This window comes from Paenibacillus sp. KS-LC4 (genome assembly GCF_036894955.1).
Lineage (GTDB): Bacteria > Bacillota > Bacilli > Paenibacillales > Paenibacillaceae > Pristimantibacillus.
The window spans coordinates 2366986-2381603 of sequence record NZ_CP145905.1; the positions used below are offsets into that span (position 1 = coordinate 2366986).

Below are 14618 nucleotides of genomic sequence, written 5' to 3' on the forward strand. Positions count from 1 at the left end.
AAGTGTCGATGCGAGGAAAGCTGGAGCAGGCTCCGCCTGATCGTCCTTTGCTGATCATGATGAACCACAGCAGCTGGTGGGACGGGCTGCTCGTCTACCATATGATTCGGAGCGAATCGCAGCGGCAGCATTATATGATGATGGACGAGCGGCAAATGAAGCGCTATGCTTTTTTTCGCCGTATTGGGGCATTCTCGGTCAATAAGGAAAATTTACGGGAAACGGCAGCTTCGCTTCGTTATGCAGCTGATCTCATGCGAAGCGGTGGAGCCGTCTGGCTGTTTCCGCAGGGCGATATTTTTCATTTGGAAAGCCGTCCGCTGCAATTTCAGACGGGGGTCGGCTATTTGCTGGAGCGCTGCCCGGAAGCTGCTGTGCTGCCTGTAAGCTTGTATTATACGATGGGGCTGCATCAGAAAGCGTCTGCCTCCTTCTCTATTGGCAGCATGATCGAGGCGGACTGGCGCGCTCTGGGACGCAAAGAAGCGACCTTGCTGCTTGAACGCAGACTGGAGCAGCAGCTCGACGAGCATCGGCTCGCTGTTATTGCGAGTGCAGACGGAAAGCGGGATGGTTCTCGCCTGCTGCTGGCAACCGGGCGCTCGGTTAATGAGACGTTCGACCGAATGAAGGGGAGGACGGCGAAATGGAAATCGTTTTTTGGACGATAGCAGCCGTTCTGGCGCTGCAGCTGGTGTTCGTGGTTTGGAATTTGCGCCAGCTGCCGCAGCTCGGCGGCACGGGGGAAGGGCGGCTGTGGCTTGCTGGAGGCGAGGGGGCAGTCGCTGACTTGCCGCCAAGGCTGTCTGTGCTTATTCCAGCACGCAACGAAGCGGAGCGAATTGGAGCCTGCGTGCAGGCGGTTTTGGCGGCGGAGCAATCGCCGCTGCTTGAGGTGCTTGTGCTTGATGATCAGTCTGCCGATGGCACGGCTGATGTGGCGATGCTGGCCGCGCAGGGGGATAGGCGGCTGCGCGTGCTGCGGGGGGCGGACTTGCCAGACGGCTGGCTGGGCAAGTCGCATGCTTGCCAGCAGCTGGCGCAGGAGGCGCGCGGCGAATGGCTGCTGTTTCTGGACGCCGATGCGACGCTGCGGCCGGGAGCTCTGCATGCCGCGATGGACACGGCGCTGCGGCAAGGTAAGGGGCTGATAACGGGCTTCCCCCATCAGCAGACCGGATCTTGGCTGGAGCGGCTCATCGTGCCGCTTATGAATTTCACAATCGCCTGCCATTTGCCGATTAGGCTGGTGCGTAGTTCTGCTGACGCTAAATTCGTGGCGGCTCATGGCGCTTTTCTGCTGATCCATGCTGAAAGCTATGCAGCGATTGGCGGACATCACAGCTTCAAATCCGAGCTGCTCGATGATATGGAGATGGCGCGTGCGGTGAAGCGTGCGGACTTGCCCATGACGCTCGCCGATATAACGGGTCAGGTGAGCATGCGCATGTATACAGATGCAGCGGGCGTGTGGAACGGCTATAAGAAAAATATTTTTGCCGGAACGGGTCGTCAGACGGGCCTTCTCGCGGCACTGGGTCTATTTTATGCGCTCGTCTATTTGCTGCCGCCTGTTATGTTCATTGCAGCTTTGCTAGCTCATGCCGTTTTTTCGGCAGGGACGCTGGCAAGCACGCTTGCTCCCTGCCTGCTGCCGGCCGCGGTAGGCTGGCTGCTGGCGATCATTATTAAAGCGGTGATTGATCATCGCGGTCGTGTGCCAGTGTGGTTTGCTTTATTGCTGCCAGCGGGCATAGTTATGCTTATCGGCATTGCTGCGGCGTCATGGCGCGCAGCGGTGAGCGGAGAAGGGTATTTATGGAAGGGCAGGCGGTATCTATGAAGCGGGTTGTCATCATTGGGGGCGGCATCGGCGGTTTATCAGCGGCGGCCCGTCTTGCGCATGCAGGCTATGCGGTCATTGTACTGGAGCAGCAGGACAAAGTGGGAGGCAAGCTCCAGCGTATCCAGCTCGGGGAATATCGCTTTGATCGGGGACCAAGCACCATAACGATGACGGAGGCTTTTCGCAAGGTGTTTGCTTCAGTAGGCCGCCGTATCGAGGATTATATTGATTTTTATCGACTGGAGCATGGAACGCGCAACTGCTTTGCAGATGGATCAGTCGTGGATTTATCCGCTGACCCGGCTGTGATGGAGGAGCAAATTTCCCGCTATAGCCCGCAGGATGCCCGGCGGTATCGGGCTTTTATGGCCGAAGCGGCGGTGATGTATGGACAGGCGGAGCGTCATTTTATGAACAAAATGATGGTTTCCTGGCAGGATAAGCTGAACCCTGGACTGGCGGCAGCATTTGTCCGCATTCGCCCGCTGACGAAGCTGTCCGTGCTGCTGCGCCGTTATTTCCATCATCCGAACACACTGGCCTTGTTTGGACGATATGCGACCTATGTCGGCTCGGCCCCTGATCGGGCGCCAGCCATCTTCGCGATGCTGCCGCATGTGGAGGCGGAGCTTGGCATTTTCGGAGTTCGTGGAGGCACATACAGCATGGTTGAAGGACTACGACAGCTGGCGGAGGAAATGGGGGCGGAAATACGCACCTCGACACGTGTACAGCGCATTGTTGCCAGTGGCGGCCGAGTAAGCGGGGTAGAGACGGAAAGCGGTTTTGTGCCAGCTGATCTGGTTCTCGCGAACGGTGATGTGCTGTCCGTATGCCGGGATTTGCTCGAAGAACAGCTGCGGCCCGCGATGACAGACCGCAAAATGGCCAGCTACGAGCCATCGCTGTCCGGCTTTGTTACGCTTGCCGGCATTCGCAAACGTTACGATAAGCTGCTGCATCATACCGTATTTTATCCGCAGCGATATGGGGAAGAATTTGAGGCGATTTTCGAGCGCCGCGTGGCGCCAGCTAATCCCGCGATCTATATATGCTGCTCGGCCTATTCAGAGCCGGACATGGCGCCGGAAGGCGGCAGCAACCTGTTTATTTTGGCGAATGCTCCTTATACGTCGGACGCTTGGAGCTGGGAGAGAGAGGCGGAGCGTTATCAGGGACGTCTATTCAAGCAGTTAGCTGTCTATGGCTTGGAGGGTCTCGACCTTAATACGGAGCAGCTTGCTGTTTATACGCCGGAGGATCTGGAGCGGGATACATCAGCCTTTCGCGGCGCCATCTATGGCATTTCCTCGAATTCAGCGAAGCAGACGTTTATGCGGCCGTCCAATCGTGCGGATTTGCGTGGACTGTGGTTTGCAGGCGGAACGACCCATCCTGGCGGAGGGACGCCAATGGTTGCCATGTCGGGGCTGCTCACCGCAGAGGCGATGATTCGGCAGCATTCATGAATGGTGCTTTATTATGGTACAAAAGAAAAGCCGTGCTTAGTTAAGAGCAGTAATGCCCTGAAGCCAAGCGCGGCTTAATTCATATAAAGGTTGATGGAGCATGTCCGTGAACGGAATAAGGGTTGGAAAAAAATAAAAAACCCTTCTAAATTAGAGGGCCTGCTTGAAACAACTTATTAAATATCGGGACGACACGATTTGAACATGCGACCCCCTGGTCCCAAACCAGGTGCTCTACCAAGCTGAGCTACGTCCCGAAAAAAATGGTGCCGTCGAGAGGACTTGAACCCCCAACCTACTGATTACAAGTCAGTTGCTCTACCAATTGAGCTACAACGGCGCGGTTATGTATCGGACACAAGATGTATTATGCCATAGAACGCTAGGAGGATGCAAGACCTTTTTTTATTTTTTTCGAAAAAAAATTCGGGCAGCAGTCAAATACCCGAATAGAACTGATTTTTAACTTAACTCTTATCTATAAGATTGTTGCTTTGTTTGAAGGCGGTCCGTTCTTACGGCGATGTATCCCCCATTATTTCAACTTCCTCGGTACGATTTGAGCTTCTTACGAATACTCGCTTATTCGCAGGGTTGCGCCTGGTTGGTTTGGGATAAGTGCTTATCCTTTATTTGTTTCTGATTAAATCCGAAATTAAGATACCGTTTATTTTCAATCCAGTAATGTCACAATCAGTTATTTCAACATTTGATAAATCACAATTTTTTAATTGCCCATTAGATAGATTGCAGTTATGAAAACTTACTGGTTTATATCGCCCATCGGGATTATAATTCCCTTCTCCCTCCATAGGAAGAACCACATTATGAAATTCTGTACCAAATAGATGGACTTTGTCAATAACAGCATGGCTAAAGTTAGCATGCTGAATTTTAATTCCACTCATATTAACATCATTCAAAGTCATTTCACTCATATTTACGTTATTAATTTTCGTCTTCGCCAAACTGACATTATCAATGTCAAGTTCTTCAGCTCTAACCTCTTGCCACTTTGACCCTGATATATCCGCCTTTTGCAAATCCAACTGCTCTACCTTTAAGCTCATTTTCATATCTCCTTCCAGATTATAATTAAGCTGCTTTTGTTGCTTCGACATTCGACCTGCATTTCCCTTTATTACCCAGTTATCTAATCGCCCGTTATTTTTTATCTTCTTTAGGCTGACTTGAGCGTTCGCACAGGCGAGAATACTGCTTTTTGGCAAGCATCGAGGTCCATTAAACGTTTCAACATTTTCTTGCTCATCTGTTTGTGTAATCGAAGATGCTTCAGCAATGAACGCAAGTAAGATCATTGCTGAATCGAGCTTCGCGAGTATCCTCAGCTAAATTGGCAGTATCTTCTCTGGATTCAGGAAGGAGCGGTCTGCATGGCTTGAAAAAAGCTGCAACTGTTCCGGCTTTGGCAACTCATCAAAATGTTCGTATTGCCTTAACCAATCCATTTCCTTCATTGTCTCATTGAGAACTGATGTTCTCATTTATCATAACAGAAAAAAGGTTTAGTAACAATCCTTACGAAAAAGAGCCTTTAACTTTAAAATGAACGACTGCGCTGTACAGCATTTTCCCGCGATCTGGATGAAACACGGCATGGTGGCTAATTGCATGAACGTGTAGGAGCAGAGCCTTATTGGTTTCGATTTGCTGGTCAATTTGTTTTTCCAGCGTTCGTAAGTCGAATGCCTCAAAAAACTCGATCTTATCTTCGATTAAATCTAGGCGAAAATCCATCGTAAACCTCCTTAAATCTCTTTCATGTCTTGTTATGTCTGGCTATTAAAGCGGTGCTCAACATTAATTTAACGCATCATGTCAGCTTATGACGCTTTTTGTAATTTACAAAAAGGTTTCCCTAAATTATACTTTAAAAGTGGCAAAATAAATAGAAAATTACATACTGAAAAAGGCAAACTTATTGAAAAATAAGGGCGCAAAGTTATGGGCCTAAGGTATTGCGCTATGGCTGCCAAACCACCGGTGCAGGACTATAGACTGAGTCAGCTATTCAACCGGTAACGGTGGTTGAATAGCTTTTATTTTTTTCAGTGTAATTAGGAGAAATGGAGAGAAAATAGTGATTACCCGATTGAGAGAGGCAAAGTGGTTAAAATGGACCTCAAAAATTTCTGATTTCTTCAAGAGACAGAAGGTCACAACGAAGCTGCTGTTTATTACTTCCTTAATTACGTTGTTTAACGTAGTGGCTGGCGGTTGGATTTTTATGCAAAATGCTTCGGTTAGAAGTGCCGTGAATGCTTCAAATGAGCTTCAGGAGGCAAAAAAAGAATATCAAGGCGTGTCGGATTCGATGCTGCGAACGCTGCTTTCGATGATTGATGCTGTAGAAAATGGAAGTACTGGCGATGATGGGGTTAATTTGGCACTTAAGTCAATGCCCGAGCGGGTGGACAAACTGAAGGTGACACTAGCAGCCCTTGATGAGAAATATCCTCACGGAGATAATGGCAACGCCTATGCGAACCAAGGCAATGTGTTTGGTCTTGCTCTGGAGCAGCTTCGTGCAGAAAACGGCAATTATAGCCAGCTCTCCATTGAAGACCGTTCCGCCAAGGTTAAACAGCTTGTTAGTACATATACGATTGTTCTAAGCTTTGCTAATGAAACGGTAGAGAAATGGCTTGAAGTGGATTCAATCGCTACACAGGATGCTTTGAACAAAAGTCTTGCGGCTGCCAATATGATTATTATCATCAATATTGTGCTGCTTGCCGTATTGCCGTTCCTCATGTCCTATTCGTTAAGCCGGAATGTGAAAAAAGGCATCGTTGGCTTAATGAAGCGAATTGCCTCCTATCAAAATAACGATTTCACCTATGATGGAAAGCTGAATCGTCAAGATGAATTTGGACAAATTGACCGTTCGCTGGAGCAAATGGGAAGCGCGCTTCGCGATACGCTTCGTTCGACTATGGATGTCAGTACGGTTGTTCTGCAAGCCTCGCGCAATATGGGTGATATGATTGTTCGTAATCAGAATGCTTCCGAGCAGGTGAAAGAAGAGATTAGCAACGGCAAGACGATTTTGATGACCCAGTATGATGATGCCACTTCCATCTCTGCTGTAACAGAGCAAATATCGGCAAGCTCGCAGCAAATTGCTGCCTCCACCGAATATATTAACCGCGATATGAAAGAAATGAGAGAGTCGTCGCGCACAGGCTCCACCGATATGAAGGGCGTCGTGCAAATGGTCAATCAGACGGTGCAGCAATTTGCCCGAGTAACCGAATCCTTCGACCGGATTAATGAGCGTTACAATAATGTAACGAAGTTTTTGGGCGGTATTCAGGATTTGAACACTCAGACGAATTTATTGTCGCTGAATGCTTCGATTGAATCGGCGCGTGCAGGCGAGCATGGCAGAGGGTTTGCTGTAGTAGCAGAGGAGATTCGCAAGCTGTCGAGCCAGACGGACATCATCTCCAAAGATATTACGAAGGAGCTTAAGCTTATTCAGAACGATTTTGCCGACAGCAGCCAGAGCTTGAGCAGCTTCTCAGAAGTGATTGAAACGACGAAGCAGGCGTCGGTGACGGCGAGCGAAATGTTTAACGGCCTGGAAAATCAAAGCAGCGCCTTGTCCGAGCAAATGGGCGAAATCTCTGTCGGTATTGATGAAATTACAAAGGGTATTACCGATATTGTTGGTTCTGTTGACAAGCTTCTGCAAACCTCCTCGGAGGTGAATGGCAAAATGGAGCAGATGAGCGGAATGTCCGAGGATCAATTTGAGGTATCGCTTCAGCTTCAAGAGCTGGCGGAGAAACTACAGGGCTCTTCCACTAATTTGCGCGAGAAAGCGGCTGTATTCAAGGTGTAAGCTCGCTTTCTAATGGGAATAGAAAATGGAACAATGCAGATGAATGCTAAAGATGGAATACTAAAGAGAATAGTAAAGAGGGATAGTAAAGAGGAATAGTAAAGAGGAATAGTAAAGAGGAAATAGCTGCTTTCAGCGCCCGTGGGCGATTGGAGGCAGCCTTTTTTTATCCAGCCCTTTACAAAAACAGATTACTAGTGTACTATTAAGATATAACACTAACACGCTAACACATTAATACGGAGGTGACTTATGCCGATTGAATTTGACAACAACCAACCAATCTATATCCAGATTATGAACTACATTAAACAGCAAATTATTAGCGGGAAGCTTCATCCCGGCGATAAAATCGAATCGGTGCGCGAGCTTGCAGTGGAGCTGCAAATCAATCCTAATACGATCCAGCGTACTTTTCAGGAGCTGGAGCGTGAAGGCATCGTCGAAACAAGGCGCGGACTTGGAAGATATGTAACGAGCGAGGAGGCGGCTATTGTGAGTATAAAGAAAGAAATGGCGGCTGATTTACTTGGACGTTTCATTCAGGGGATGCGTGATTTGGGCTTTAAGCAGGAGGACATTGTAGCGATTGTTACGGAAGCGGTTAGCAAGGAAGAGCAGAAATAGGCGGGGGGAAAATAAAGTGATGAAGAAGATTGTTGAACTGCAAGCCGTAACAAAAAACTTCGGATCGAGAAAAGCGCTGCATAATATTCATTTGAACCTAGAGGCAGGCAAAATTATTGGTCTGCTTGGCAGTAATGGCAGCGGCAAGAGTACACTCATGAAGCTGGCTGCCGGACTTATTCAGCCAACCTCAGGAAGCGTTCGGATATGCGGAGAGCCGATTGGCATTGGGACGAAGGCGATTACGTCCTTTATGCCGGATCAGCCGGTAACCGAGTCGTGGATGCGGGTGAAGGATGCCCTTCGTTTTTTCAGTGATTTTTATAAGGATTTCGATCAGGAGAAAGCGGGGAGCATGCTCGATTTTTTGAAGCTGGATCGCAATGATCGTATTAGCTCTTTATCAAAGGGGATGAATGAGCGGCTGCAGCTCACGCTCGCGATGTCGCGTCAGGCTAAGCTTTATTTGCTCGATGAGCCGATAGGCGGCGTTGATCCCGTGGCCCGGGGTAAAATTTTGGACGCTATCGTTAAGTTTTATAATGAAGACAGCTGTGTGCTCATCTCGACGCATTTAATTACAGATATCGAACGGGTTTTCGATGAAGTCATTTTTATTCAGCACGGCGAAGTTTCACTGCGTCAGGACGTGGAGAGCATTCGCTCCAAGCATGGTAAAAGTGTAGATGAGCTATTCAGGGAGGTATTTTCAGAATGATAAACTTATTGAAATATGACTGGAAACGCAATGCGAATTTAATTATGGGCTCGGCGGCGGCGCTTATTATTTTGCAGGGAGCTCTCTCTTTTTTTAGTACAACTCGCAATTGGCAGCCTGCAATGTCGCTTACATTCATGTTCATGGGCTATTTATTCGTTGCCTTCATGCTGATCATATTTTCCTCAAAGACGTACTCTCACAACCTTAAATCGTACGGTCGCCGCTTATTGCCGCTGGCCACGTGGAAAACAATCGCTTCGCCGCTTCTGCTGCAATTCATATTATCGGCTGCGCTGAGTGGACTCGTGCTGCTTCATATTTGGCTGTTTAAATGGCTTGCTCCAAGCTCCTTTTTGGATGCAATGGGTCCGCCTAACTTCGAGACGGGTATCCTATTTTTTGTTTTAATATTTTGGACGCTCCTATTTTTGATGCTGATCGTCTATTTTTCGATTACAGTAGGGCATCTCTTTAATAAGAGGCTTTTTCCATGGGTAGCAATAGCCGCCTTCGTCCTGCTGCAATTTGTCATTGGCTATGTGGAGGAATTGTTGTTTAACGATAATTTATTCGGTACGATGACCGCAGATACTACCTCTTCAAGCTTGACCATCTTAATGTCTCCAACAGGCGATATTTCGATTGGAAACTGGGGCGTTATGTCGTTTGAAATCGTAATCGGAGCTATCCTTGTAAGCATCATGCTGTATTTGCTTGACAAAAAGCTGGATGCGTAGAGGAAGGTGCAGCGGAGACGTGATTGCCAAAGGTTGACAAACCTGCTATTAGCGCGTGACAATGCTCGTATACAACTTCGAAGATAGAAGGGACAACGAACTCATGACGCTAATGGAAAAATTCAAGCTGGCAGCCGCAGGCTATGATGCCGCTGTCGTTCAGTCTATTGAAATTGAACCGCTGCTTATTGAGTGTGGTGCTGCTGCGCAGGTCGCACCTTATTTGCAAAGGAAGGACTATCGCCACGTTTTAATCGTATCCGACAGCATCACGTACGAAATAATAGGAAAACAACTGGAGGCAGCAATTGCTGCAAGTGATATGGCCGTTAAGGCAACGCTGATCAAGCCTGACAAGCAGGGAGATGTCATTGCGGACGAAGTATCCATTGTTCAGCTGTTGCTTGATATTCAGCATTATGCTGCGGAAGTGGTCATTGCGGCTGGCTCTGGAACGCTTCACGATATTACGCGTTATGCTGCTTTTACGGCGGGGATTCCGTTTGTATCAGTCCCGACCGCTCCTTCCGTAGACGGCTTTAATTCCAAGGGAGCTCCAATTATAATTCGTGGTGAGAAGATTACGATCGCCGCGATTGGCCCGGACGCGATTTTCGCTGATCTCGATGTGCTGATGGAGGCTCCTGTCGCGATGGTCGCCGCAGGCTTTGGCGATATGCTCGGCAAATATACGTCCTTGTTCGATTGGTCTTACGGCTCGCTCGCGGGCGGGGAAGCTTATTCGGATATCGTGGCGACGATTACTCGTGACGCTTTAATGCAGTGTGTAGAAAATGTAGAGCTGATTGCATCACGCAGCGAAGAGGGCATTCGCGTGCTGATTAGCGCTTTGATCGAATCGGGTCTTGCGATGCTGCTGTTCGGGCAGTCCCATTCAGCCTCTGGCGCGGAGCATCATTTGTCCCACTATTGGGAAATGGAATATATTCGCCTCGGCAACCGTCAACTGCTGCATGGAGCGAAGGTTGGCGTCGCATGTGCAGAAATTTCTAGACTGTATCATCGCTTGGCGGCTGAGCAGGCGCCAGCCATTAGCGGGACGGAGCATGCGGAGCGTATCAGCCAGCTGATCGCGGAAATTCCGAATGAGGAGACGATTCGCGGCTGGCTTAGTCTGGTTGGTGGGCCGTCCACAACAGCTGAGCTCGGTGTGAGCGATGAGCTGCTGGCTCGCAGCTTGAGTCAGGCGCATCTGGTGCGGCCAAATCGTTATACGCTGCTGAGAGCGTATAACGAAGGGGCGGAAAGTAATATTCGATAGATAGCGGATGGAGTGACGTCGTGGTGCGAATGTGAAGCTCCCATAAAAACCCTAGGGGATTCGCACCTCAGAAATTGTAGAAATTTGTCGAATTTGAGTTGCTTCAAAAAAAGTCAAGGCTTGATCCAGATTTTTTTAGTCTTAAATTTATTGAAAAATGGGGTGATTGATGCCATGATGGGATCAATCACTTGTATTTTCGCTGTCGCACTCCGTATGGAGTGCGTGGATTGAAACCCCTCTATAGGGGGTTACGCCGTCTTTTTCACTTCAAGTCGCACTCCGTATGGAGTGCGTGGATTGAAACGTCTTAATGTTGCATTAGGCGTTGCCAGCCATGTGGTCGCACTCCGTATGGAGTGCGTGGATTGAAACCGTCCCCTTTGTATGCCGTTATCGTTGGTGCAATAGTCGCACTCCGTATGGAGTGCGTGGATTGAAACATCGTCTGTACCGACGTCAACCGGCTCAGGCACCGTCGCACTCCGTATGGAGTGCGTGGATTGAAACATTTGGCTGAACAATCGTGTCGTCAGCGCCCGGCTGGTCGCACTCCGTACGCAGTGCGTGAATTTCAACCGAAACGACATAGTAATAGGAAAGCGTCTCGGAATTTTCGCACTATTACACTGATAGGCAGCATGAGGGTGTGTGCAGACGATAAAAGAAATATTGGCAGTTTGGCGGACTCAGAAACCGCTATTTCAATGGAAACGGGTTATCTGAGAATCCTGCGGACTTAGGAGCAGCTATTGCTTCGCTGAACGTCATTTTGAGGCGATTATGAGGGTAATAGCGGATTTCCTGTCCGCTTAAGGGCTGAAATCGTATAAAAAGCCATAATAGCGGAAGCTCAGTCCTCTTAAAAAGGAAAAGTTTCCCATATGCCTCGTCAACGGCATAATCGCCTCCTTCAGTCTCCAAATTCGACTGCATAGCACGGGGTTGGCTTCAATCAAAGCCTTGATGCAATGTGGAGCAGGACAACTTGGTTTTGCAAGCTGGTCGTTGACCCAAAACCCCATTCGATTTAGAGAACAATCATTCTAATTTAAACAAACTAAATTAAACAAAAATAAGACCGCCAATAGCTACGGGCGGTCAAGCATTTTTCTAACCATTTGTATCTTCACCTCTAGCGCACCAACTCTAAGCCTCGTTAAACCCTACATATCTATACATATCCGAGCATATCCAGGCACTCACTTTATAACCATCAGCAACAAATGAATCGCCGCAATGATCCCCATTGGATAAATAAAGGCTCGCGAGAACGTATTTTTGAAGCCATTGCGGGGATGCTTTTCAAAAAAGAGATGCAAGATAGCATGGACGATAAAAAATAAATCCAGCACCCAAAACGTAACCGTCTGATAATCGCTGAACAGCAGGGCGAGTATAATCGTATACATCGGCAGATGAATGAAGGTGAACACCTTATAAGCCTTCGCATCGTCCATATCCTTAAGGAAGATAAACAATCGCCATTCCGAATGGCGGATCGCATCCATTTCGTGAAGCAGAAACAACGATAGATTGAACAAAAATAGCACAAGCAAAAAATCGGGCATAAGTGGCCTCCTACAATTTTATAACAGCACGGCAGTTTATGTATTACATTTATATGCTCAAATATACTCGAAAAAAATATAAGCCGCTTTCTCTATACGTGTAAATGACGATATAGTAACAAAATAACTATTTTGAGGTATGGCCAATAAATGTCCAAGCTCCTAATCTCATAAATAGGCAGACAGTACTATGCCAATCGGCGCACATATTTTCTCAGAGGCTTGACGCTTTCCGCGCTCCGCTATATGGTTAGAGCAGAGCATGATAGAGCATATAGAGAGAAGAGGGCTGCGGCGTGTTATTTGTCCTAATTGCCTTATGGGGAATTGCTTTAATTTTGATGCTGTCCGACCCACGTTCGGTTGTAAGCAGGCGGCTTAGCGGGGTACCTTTTACGGGTGGAGCCGGGGCGATGTCTGTCGTGCTGGATGAGCGAATTATTCCTTTTGTAAGTCATCATTATATGAATGAAACGGCTGACCAGCTGTTGTACATGCTGCAAGCATTTTGCTCGCTGCTATCCTACTACGGCTTGCCGTACACCTTCCTGCTGTTTGCCCTGGCGTATCGTCCAATTGAACGGTTGCAGCCGTATGAGCGTGTATTGCCGCTGCTGCTGTTTATTCCGATTGCGGCCTGTCTGCTGTTTACACCGGGCTATACAGAAACGTATCCGATTACATTTACAGTTGTTGTATGGTGGGCTGTGCCTTATGTGGCGGTCGGAGCGGTGAATATTTTATTGAAAAATCCGGGTTATTTGGCTCAGGCGAGACGCCACTGGATCGTATGCACATCGGTGCTGACTCCGGTGCTGTTTAGCGCAACGATGAATTATGTACTGCCAAGCCTTGGCTTCCTGCGGATGTGGGTGTACAATACCTGGTTTGTCGGCATAGGGGCGCTGGTTTTTGTTATAGGTCTGTTTACCTACGGATTTCTGGGGGTACGTGTATTTATCGACCGTCGCCGTCTGGATTCGACATTGCGAGCGGTTACATCAGGTACGGCTATTCTCAATCATGCAATTAAAAATGACGTCGGAAAAATGCGGCTCTTCGGCGAGAAGATGCGCGCCTATGCGGTATCCACGAACCAGGAGGAACTGCTTGCCGATGCGGAGACGATGCTGCGGACGACACGGCATATTCAGGAAATGATTGGCCGTGTTCATCATGGCACCGAGGATTTGGCGCTGAAGCCTACGCAGGAAGAGCTTGGGGAGCTGCTGCTCATGACGCTTGAGCCTTACAAGCTGATTGCCGAAGGCGTTCATTTTACAAGCAGCCTGCCTGATGGCTGGAGCTGTATGATTGACCGCGCGCAGGTTACAGAAGCTCTCGGCAACGTGATCTCGAACGCCATTGAAGCGATGGATGGCAAAGGCGCGCTGAGCCTTACAATGAAAGAGACGAAACGCGATATTATGATAGAGGTACGCGATACGGGGCCGGGTATGGATCGTACGCAGACGGCCAAAGCGTTCGAGCCCTTTTATACGACCAAGCGCGGGGGCAATACGAATTTCGGCCTTGGCCTGCCGTATGCGTATCATGTGATGCGCAAGCATGGCGGCTCTCTGCATATTCAGAGCAGGCTTGGAGCAGGGACTCTCGTATCAATGATATTTAAGAAAAAGGCGATTCAGGCGCGGCACGTATCGGAGCTCAACCCCGCATCCGGGCACAAAGAGTCAGAGTGATAAATAGAAAAAGAAATAGACAGAGATAAGGCTGAGAGAAGGGGAACATGCCGATGGAAAACATACAAGTGTGGATTGTGGAGGACGACAAGGATTGGCTGCGTGGGCTCAAAGCTTTTCTAGCGGCCCAGCCGAACATTGAAGTTGTATTCACTTCGGATAATCCGCAGGAGGTACGGGAGGCGCTCGCGGGCGAGCGCAAGGCGCCGGATGTCGTGCTCATGGATATTATGCTCGGTGATGAGCCAGCTGGCATTGAGCTGGCGGAGGCGACGGCGATGTCGACGGGAGCAAGGGTCATTATGCTGACGTCAATGGAGGAGAAGGAGCTGATTTTGCAGGCTTTTCAGGTGGGGGCGATCGACTACCAGATCAAATCCGACTTTGAATCGCTGCCTGCGGCAATCGCGGCGGCGGCAAAGCGCCAGTCTCCGATCAGTGCGGCGGCGGCGGCGCAAATGCGTGAGGAGTTTCGCAGACTGAAGCAGCTGGAGCGGGATTTTGAGGTGAAGAAGGTGCGCGATCTGATTACGCCTGCGGAGCTGCAATTGCTGGAGCTGGTCGATCAAGGCTATTCGCAGTCGCAGATGGCGGATAAGCTGTTCGTTTCCATTCGAACGGTCAAAAACCATATTAACCACATCCTCAAGAAGCTGCAGCTGGGCGGCTCGAAGGAGGCTGCGCAGCAGGTGAAAGCGCTTGGGCTATTAGAAAAAGATAATAAGGATGAAAATGGTACCACGTAAAGTTGGTACTATTTTTTTTGCCCTATTTTTCTAAAATAGAGCTAAGAC

General features: G+C 48.7%; 13 protein-coding genes, 2 tRNA genes, 1 CRISPR repeat array and 1 riboswitch. Of the genes, 10 read left to right on the plus strand and 5 right to left on the minus strand.

Annotated elements, in window-relative coordinates; genetic code table 11:
* Nucleotides 1-8 precede the first annotated feature (8 nt).
* Genes V5J77_RS10040 through crtI form a run of 3 tightly spaced genes read left to right on the plus strand, consistent with a single transcriptional unit; the run spans nucleotide 9 to nucleotide 3315 of the window.
* Nucleotides 9-671: a lysophospholipid acyltransferase family protein gene (locus V5J77_RS10040; RefSeq protein ID WP_338555638.1), complete on the plus strand. Its 663-nt coding sequence runs from the start codon at nucleotides 9-11 to the stop codon at nucleotides 669-671.
* A complete protein-coding gene (locus tag V5J77_RS10045) occupies nucleotides 647-1843 on the plus strand; it encodes a glycosyltransferase family 2 protein (protein ID WP_338555639.1) in 1197 nt (398 codons plus the stop codon). The genes V5J77_RS10040 and V5J77_RS10045 overlap by 25 nt, the downstream gene beginning before the upstream one ends.
* Entirely contained in the window at nucleotides 1819-3315 is a 1497-nt protein-coding gene (crtI, locus tag V5J77_RS10050) for a phytoene desaturase family protein (protein WP_338555640.1), read from the plus strand. The genes V5J77_RS10045 and crtI overlap by 25 nt, the downstream gene beginning before the upstream one ends.
* A 183-nt stretch (nucleotides 3316-3498) precedes the next feature.
* Here crtI and V5J77_RS10055 read toward each other — a convergent pair.
* The 4 genes from V5J77_RS10055 to V5J77_RS10070 form a co-directional block, all read right to left on the minus strand.
* A tRNA-Pro gene (locus V5J77_RS10055) sits at nucleotides 3499-3572 on the minus strand.
* 7 nt (nucleotides 3573-3579) lie between these two features.
* Nucleotides 3580-3655 (minus strand) — tRNA-Thr (locus V5J77_RS10060).
* 289 nt (nucleotides 3656-3944) lie between these two features.
* Nucleotides 3945-4634 (minus strand): pentapeptide repeat-containing protein, encoded by a 690-nt coding sequence (locus V5J77_RS10065; protein WP_338555641.1) that lies wholly within the window; start codon nucleotides 4632-4634, stop codon nucleotides 3945-3947.
* Between the two features lie 220 nt (nucleotides 4635-4854).
* The gene (locus V5J77_RS10070; RefSeq protein ID WP_338555642.1) at nucleotides 4855-5073 is read right to left on the minus strand and encodes a YrzA family protein; all 219 of its coding nucleotides are present in this window, start codon (nucleotides 5071-5073) and stop codon (nucleotides 4855-4857) included.
* Nucleotides 5074-5237: 164 nt separating this feature from the next.
* A riboswitch (cyclic di-GMP riboswitch) is annotated at nucleotides 5238-5321 on the plus strand.
* Between the two features lie 95 nt (nucleotides 5322-5416).
* Between V5J77_RS10070 and V5J77_RS10075 the strand changes: the two genes are divergently transcribed.
* From V5J77_RS10075 to V5J77_RS10095, 5 genes are all read left to right on the plus strand, one after another.
* On the plus strand, nucleotides 5417-7183 hold the full coding sequence (locus tag V5J77_RS10075; RefSeq protein ID WP_338555643.1) for a methyl-accepting chemotaxis protein: 1767 nt from the start codon (nucleotides 5417-5419) through the stop codon (nucleotides 7181-7183).
* Nucleotides 7184-7435: 252 nt separating this feature from the next.
* On the plus strand, nucleotides 7436-7810 hold the full coding sequence (locus V5J77_RS10080) for a GntR family transcriptional regulator (RefSeq protein WP_338555644.1): 375 nt from the start codon (nucleotides 7436-7438) through the stop codon (nucleotides 7808-7810).
* 19 nt (nucleotides 7811-7829) lie between these two features.
* Nucleotides 7830-8528, plus strand: coding sequence for an ABC transporter ATP-binding protein (locus V5J77_RS10085; protein WP_338556689.1), 699 nt, complete (start codon nucleotides 7830-7832; stop codon nucleotides 8526-8528).
* A complete protein-coding gene (locus V5J77_RS10090; protein ID WP_338555645.1) occupies nucleotides 8525-9268 on the plus strand; it encodes a hypothetical protein in 744 nt (247 codons plus the stop codon). The genes V5J77_RS10085 and V5J77_RS10090 overlap by 4 nt, the downstream gene beginning before the upstream one ends.
* Before the next feature lie 103 nt (nucleotides 9269-9371).
* On the plus strand, nucleotides 9372-10550 hold the full coding sequence (locus tag V5J77_RS10095; RefSeq protein ID WP_338555646.1) for a sn-glycerol-1-phosphate dehydrogenase: 1179 nt from the start codon (nucleotides 9372-9374) through the stop codon (nucleotides 10548-10550).
* A gap of 204 nt (nucleotides 10551-10754) precedes the next feature.
* A CRISPR array of direct repeats spans nucleotides 10755-11129; the repeat unit is 33 nt; unit sequence GTCGCACTCCGTATGGAGTGCGTGGATTGAAAC.
* A gap of 623 nt (nucleotides 11130-11752) precedes the next feature.
* On the opposite strand, the gene V5J77_RS10100 is transcribed toward V5J77_RS10095, so the two are convergent.
* Nucleotides 11753-12121, minus strand: coding sequence for a DUF6713 family protein (locus tag V5J77_RS10100; protein WP_338555647.1), 369 nt, complete (start codon nucleotides 12119-12121; stop codon nucleotides 11753-11755).
* Nucleotides 12122-12417: 296 nt separating this feature from the next.
* On the opposite strand from V5J77_RS10100, the gene V5J77_RS10105 reads away from it, so the two are divergent.
* On the plus strand, nucleotides 12418-13824 hold the full coding sequence (locus V5J77_RS10105; RefSeq protein ID WP_338555648.1) for a HAMP domain-containing sensor histidine kinase: 1407 nt from the start codon (nucleotides 12418-12420) through the stop codon (nucleotides 13822-13824).
* A 53-nt stretch (nucleotides 13825-13877) separates the two neighbouring features.
* Entirely contained in the window at nucleotides 13878-14570 is a 693-nt protein-coding gene (locus tag V5J77_RS10110) for a response regulator transcription factor (RefSeq protein WP_338555649.1), read from the plus strand.
* Nucleotides 14571-14618 lie beyond the last annotated feature (48 nt).

Bases quoted from the DNA above. Each gene is read 5' to 3' on its own strand.
- V5J77_RS10040 (WP_338555638.1), top strand. From the start codon at position 9: ATGCGAGGAAAGCTGGAGCAGGCTCCGCCTGATCGTCCTTTGCTGATC.
- V5J77_RS10045 (WP_338555639.1), top strand. From the start codon at position 647: ATGGAAATCGTTTTTTGGACGATAGCAGCCGTTCTGGCGCTGCAGCTG.
- crtI (WP_338555640.1), top strand. From the start codon at position 1,819: ATGGAAGGGCAGGCGGTATCTATGAAGCGGGTTGTCATCATTGGGGGC.
- V5J77_RS10065 (WP_338555641.1), bottom strand. From the start codon at position 4,634: ATGATCTTACTTGCGTTCATTGCTGAAGCATCTTCGATTACACAAACA.
- V5J77_RS10070 (WP_338555642.1), bottom strand. From the start codon at position 5,073: ATGGATTTTCGCCTAGATTTAATCGAAGATAAGATCGAGTTTTTTGAG.
- V5J77_RS10080 (WP_338555644.1), top strand. From the start codon at position 7,436: ATGCCGATTGAATTTGACAACAACCAACCAATCTATATCCAGATTATG.
- V5J77_RS10085 (WP_338556689.1), top strand. From the start codon at position 7,830: ATGAAGAAGATTGTTGAACTGCAAGCCGTAACAAAAAACTTCGGATCG.
- V5J77_RS10090 (WP_338555645.1), top strand. From the start codon at position 8,525: ATGATAAACTTATTGAAATATGACTGGAAACGCAATGCGAATTTAATT.
- V5J77_RS10095 (WP_338555646.1), top strand. From the start codon at position 9,372: ATGACGCTAATGGAAAAATTCAAGCTGGCAGCCGCAGGCTATGATGCC.
- V5J77_RS10100 (WP_338555647.1), bottom strand. From the start codon at position 12,121: ATGCCCGATTTTTTGCTTGTGCTATTTTTGTTCAATCTATCGTTGTTT.
- V5J77_RS10110 (WP_338555649.1), top strand. From the start codon at position 13,878: ATGGAAAACATACAAGTGTGGATTGTGGAGGACGACAAGGATTGGCTG.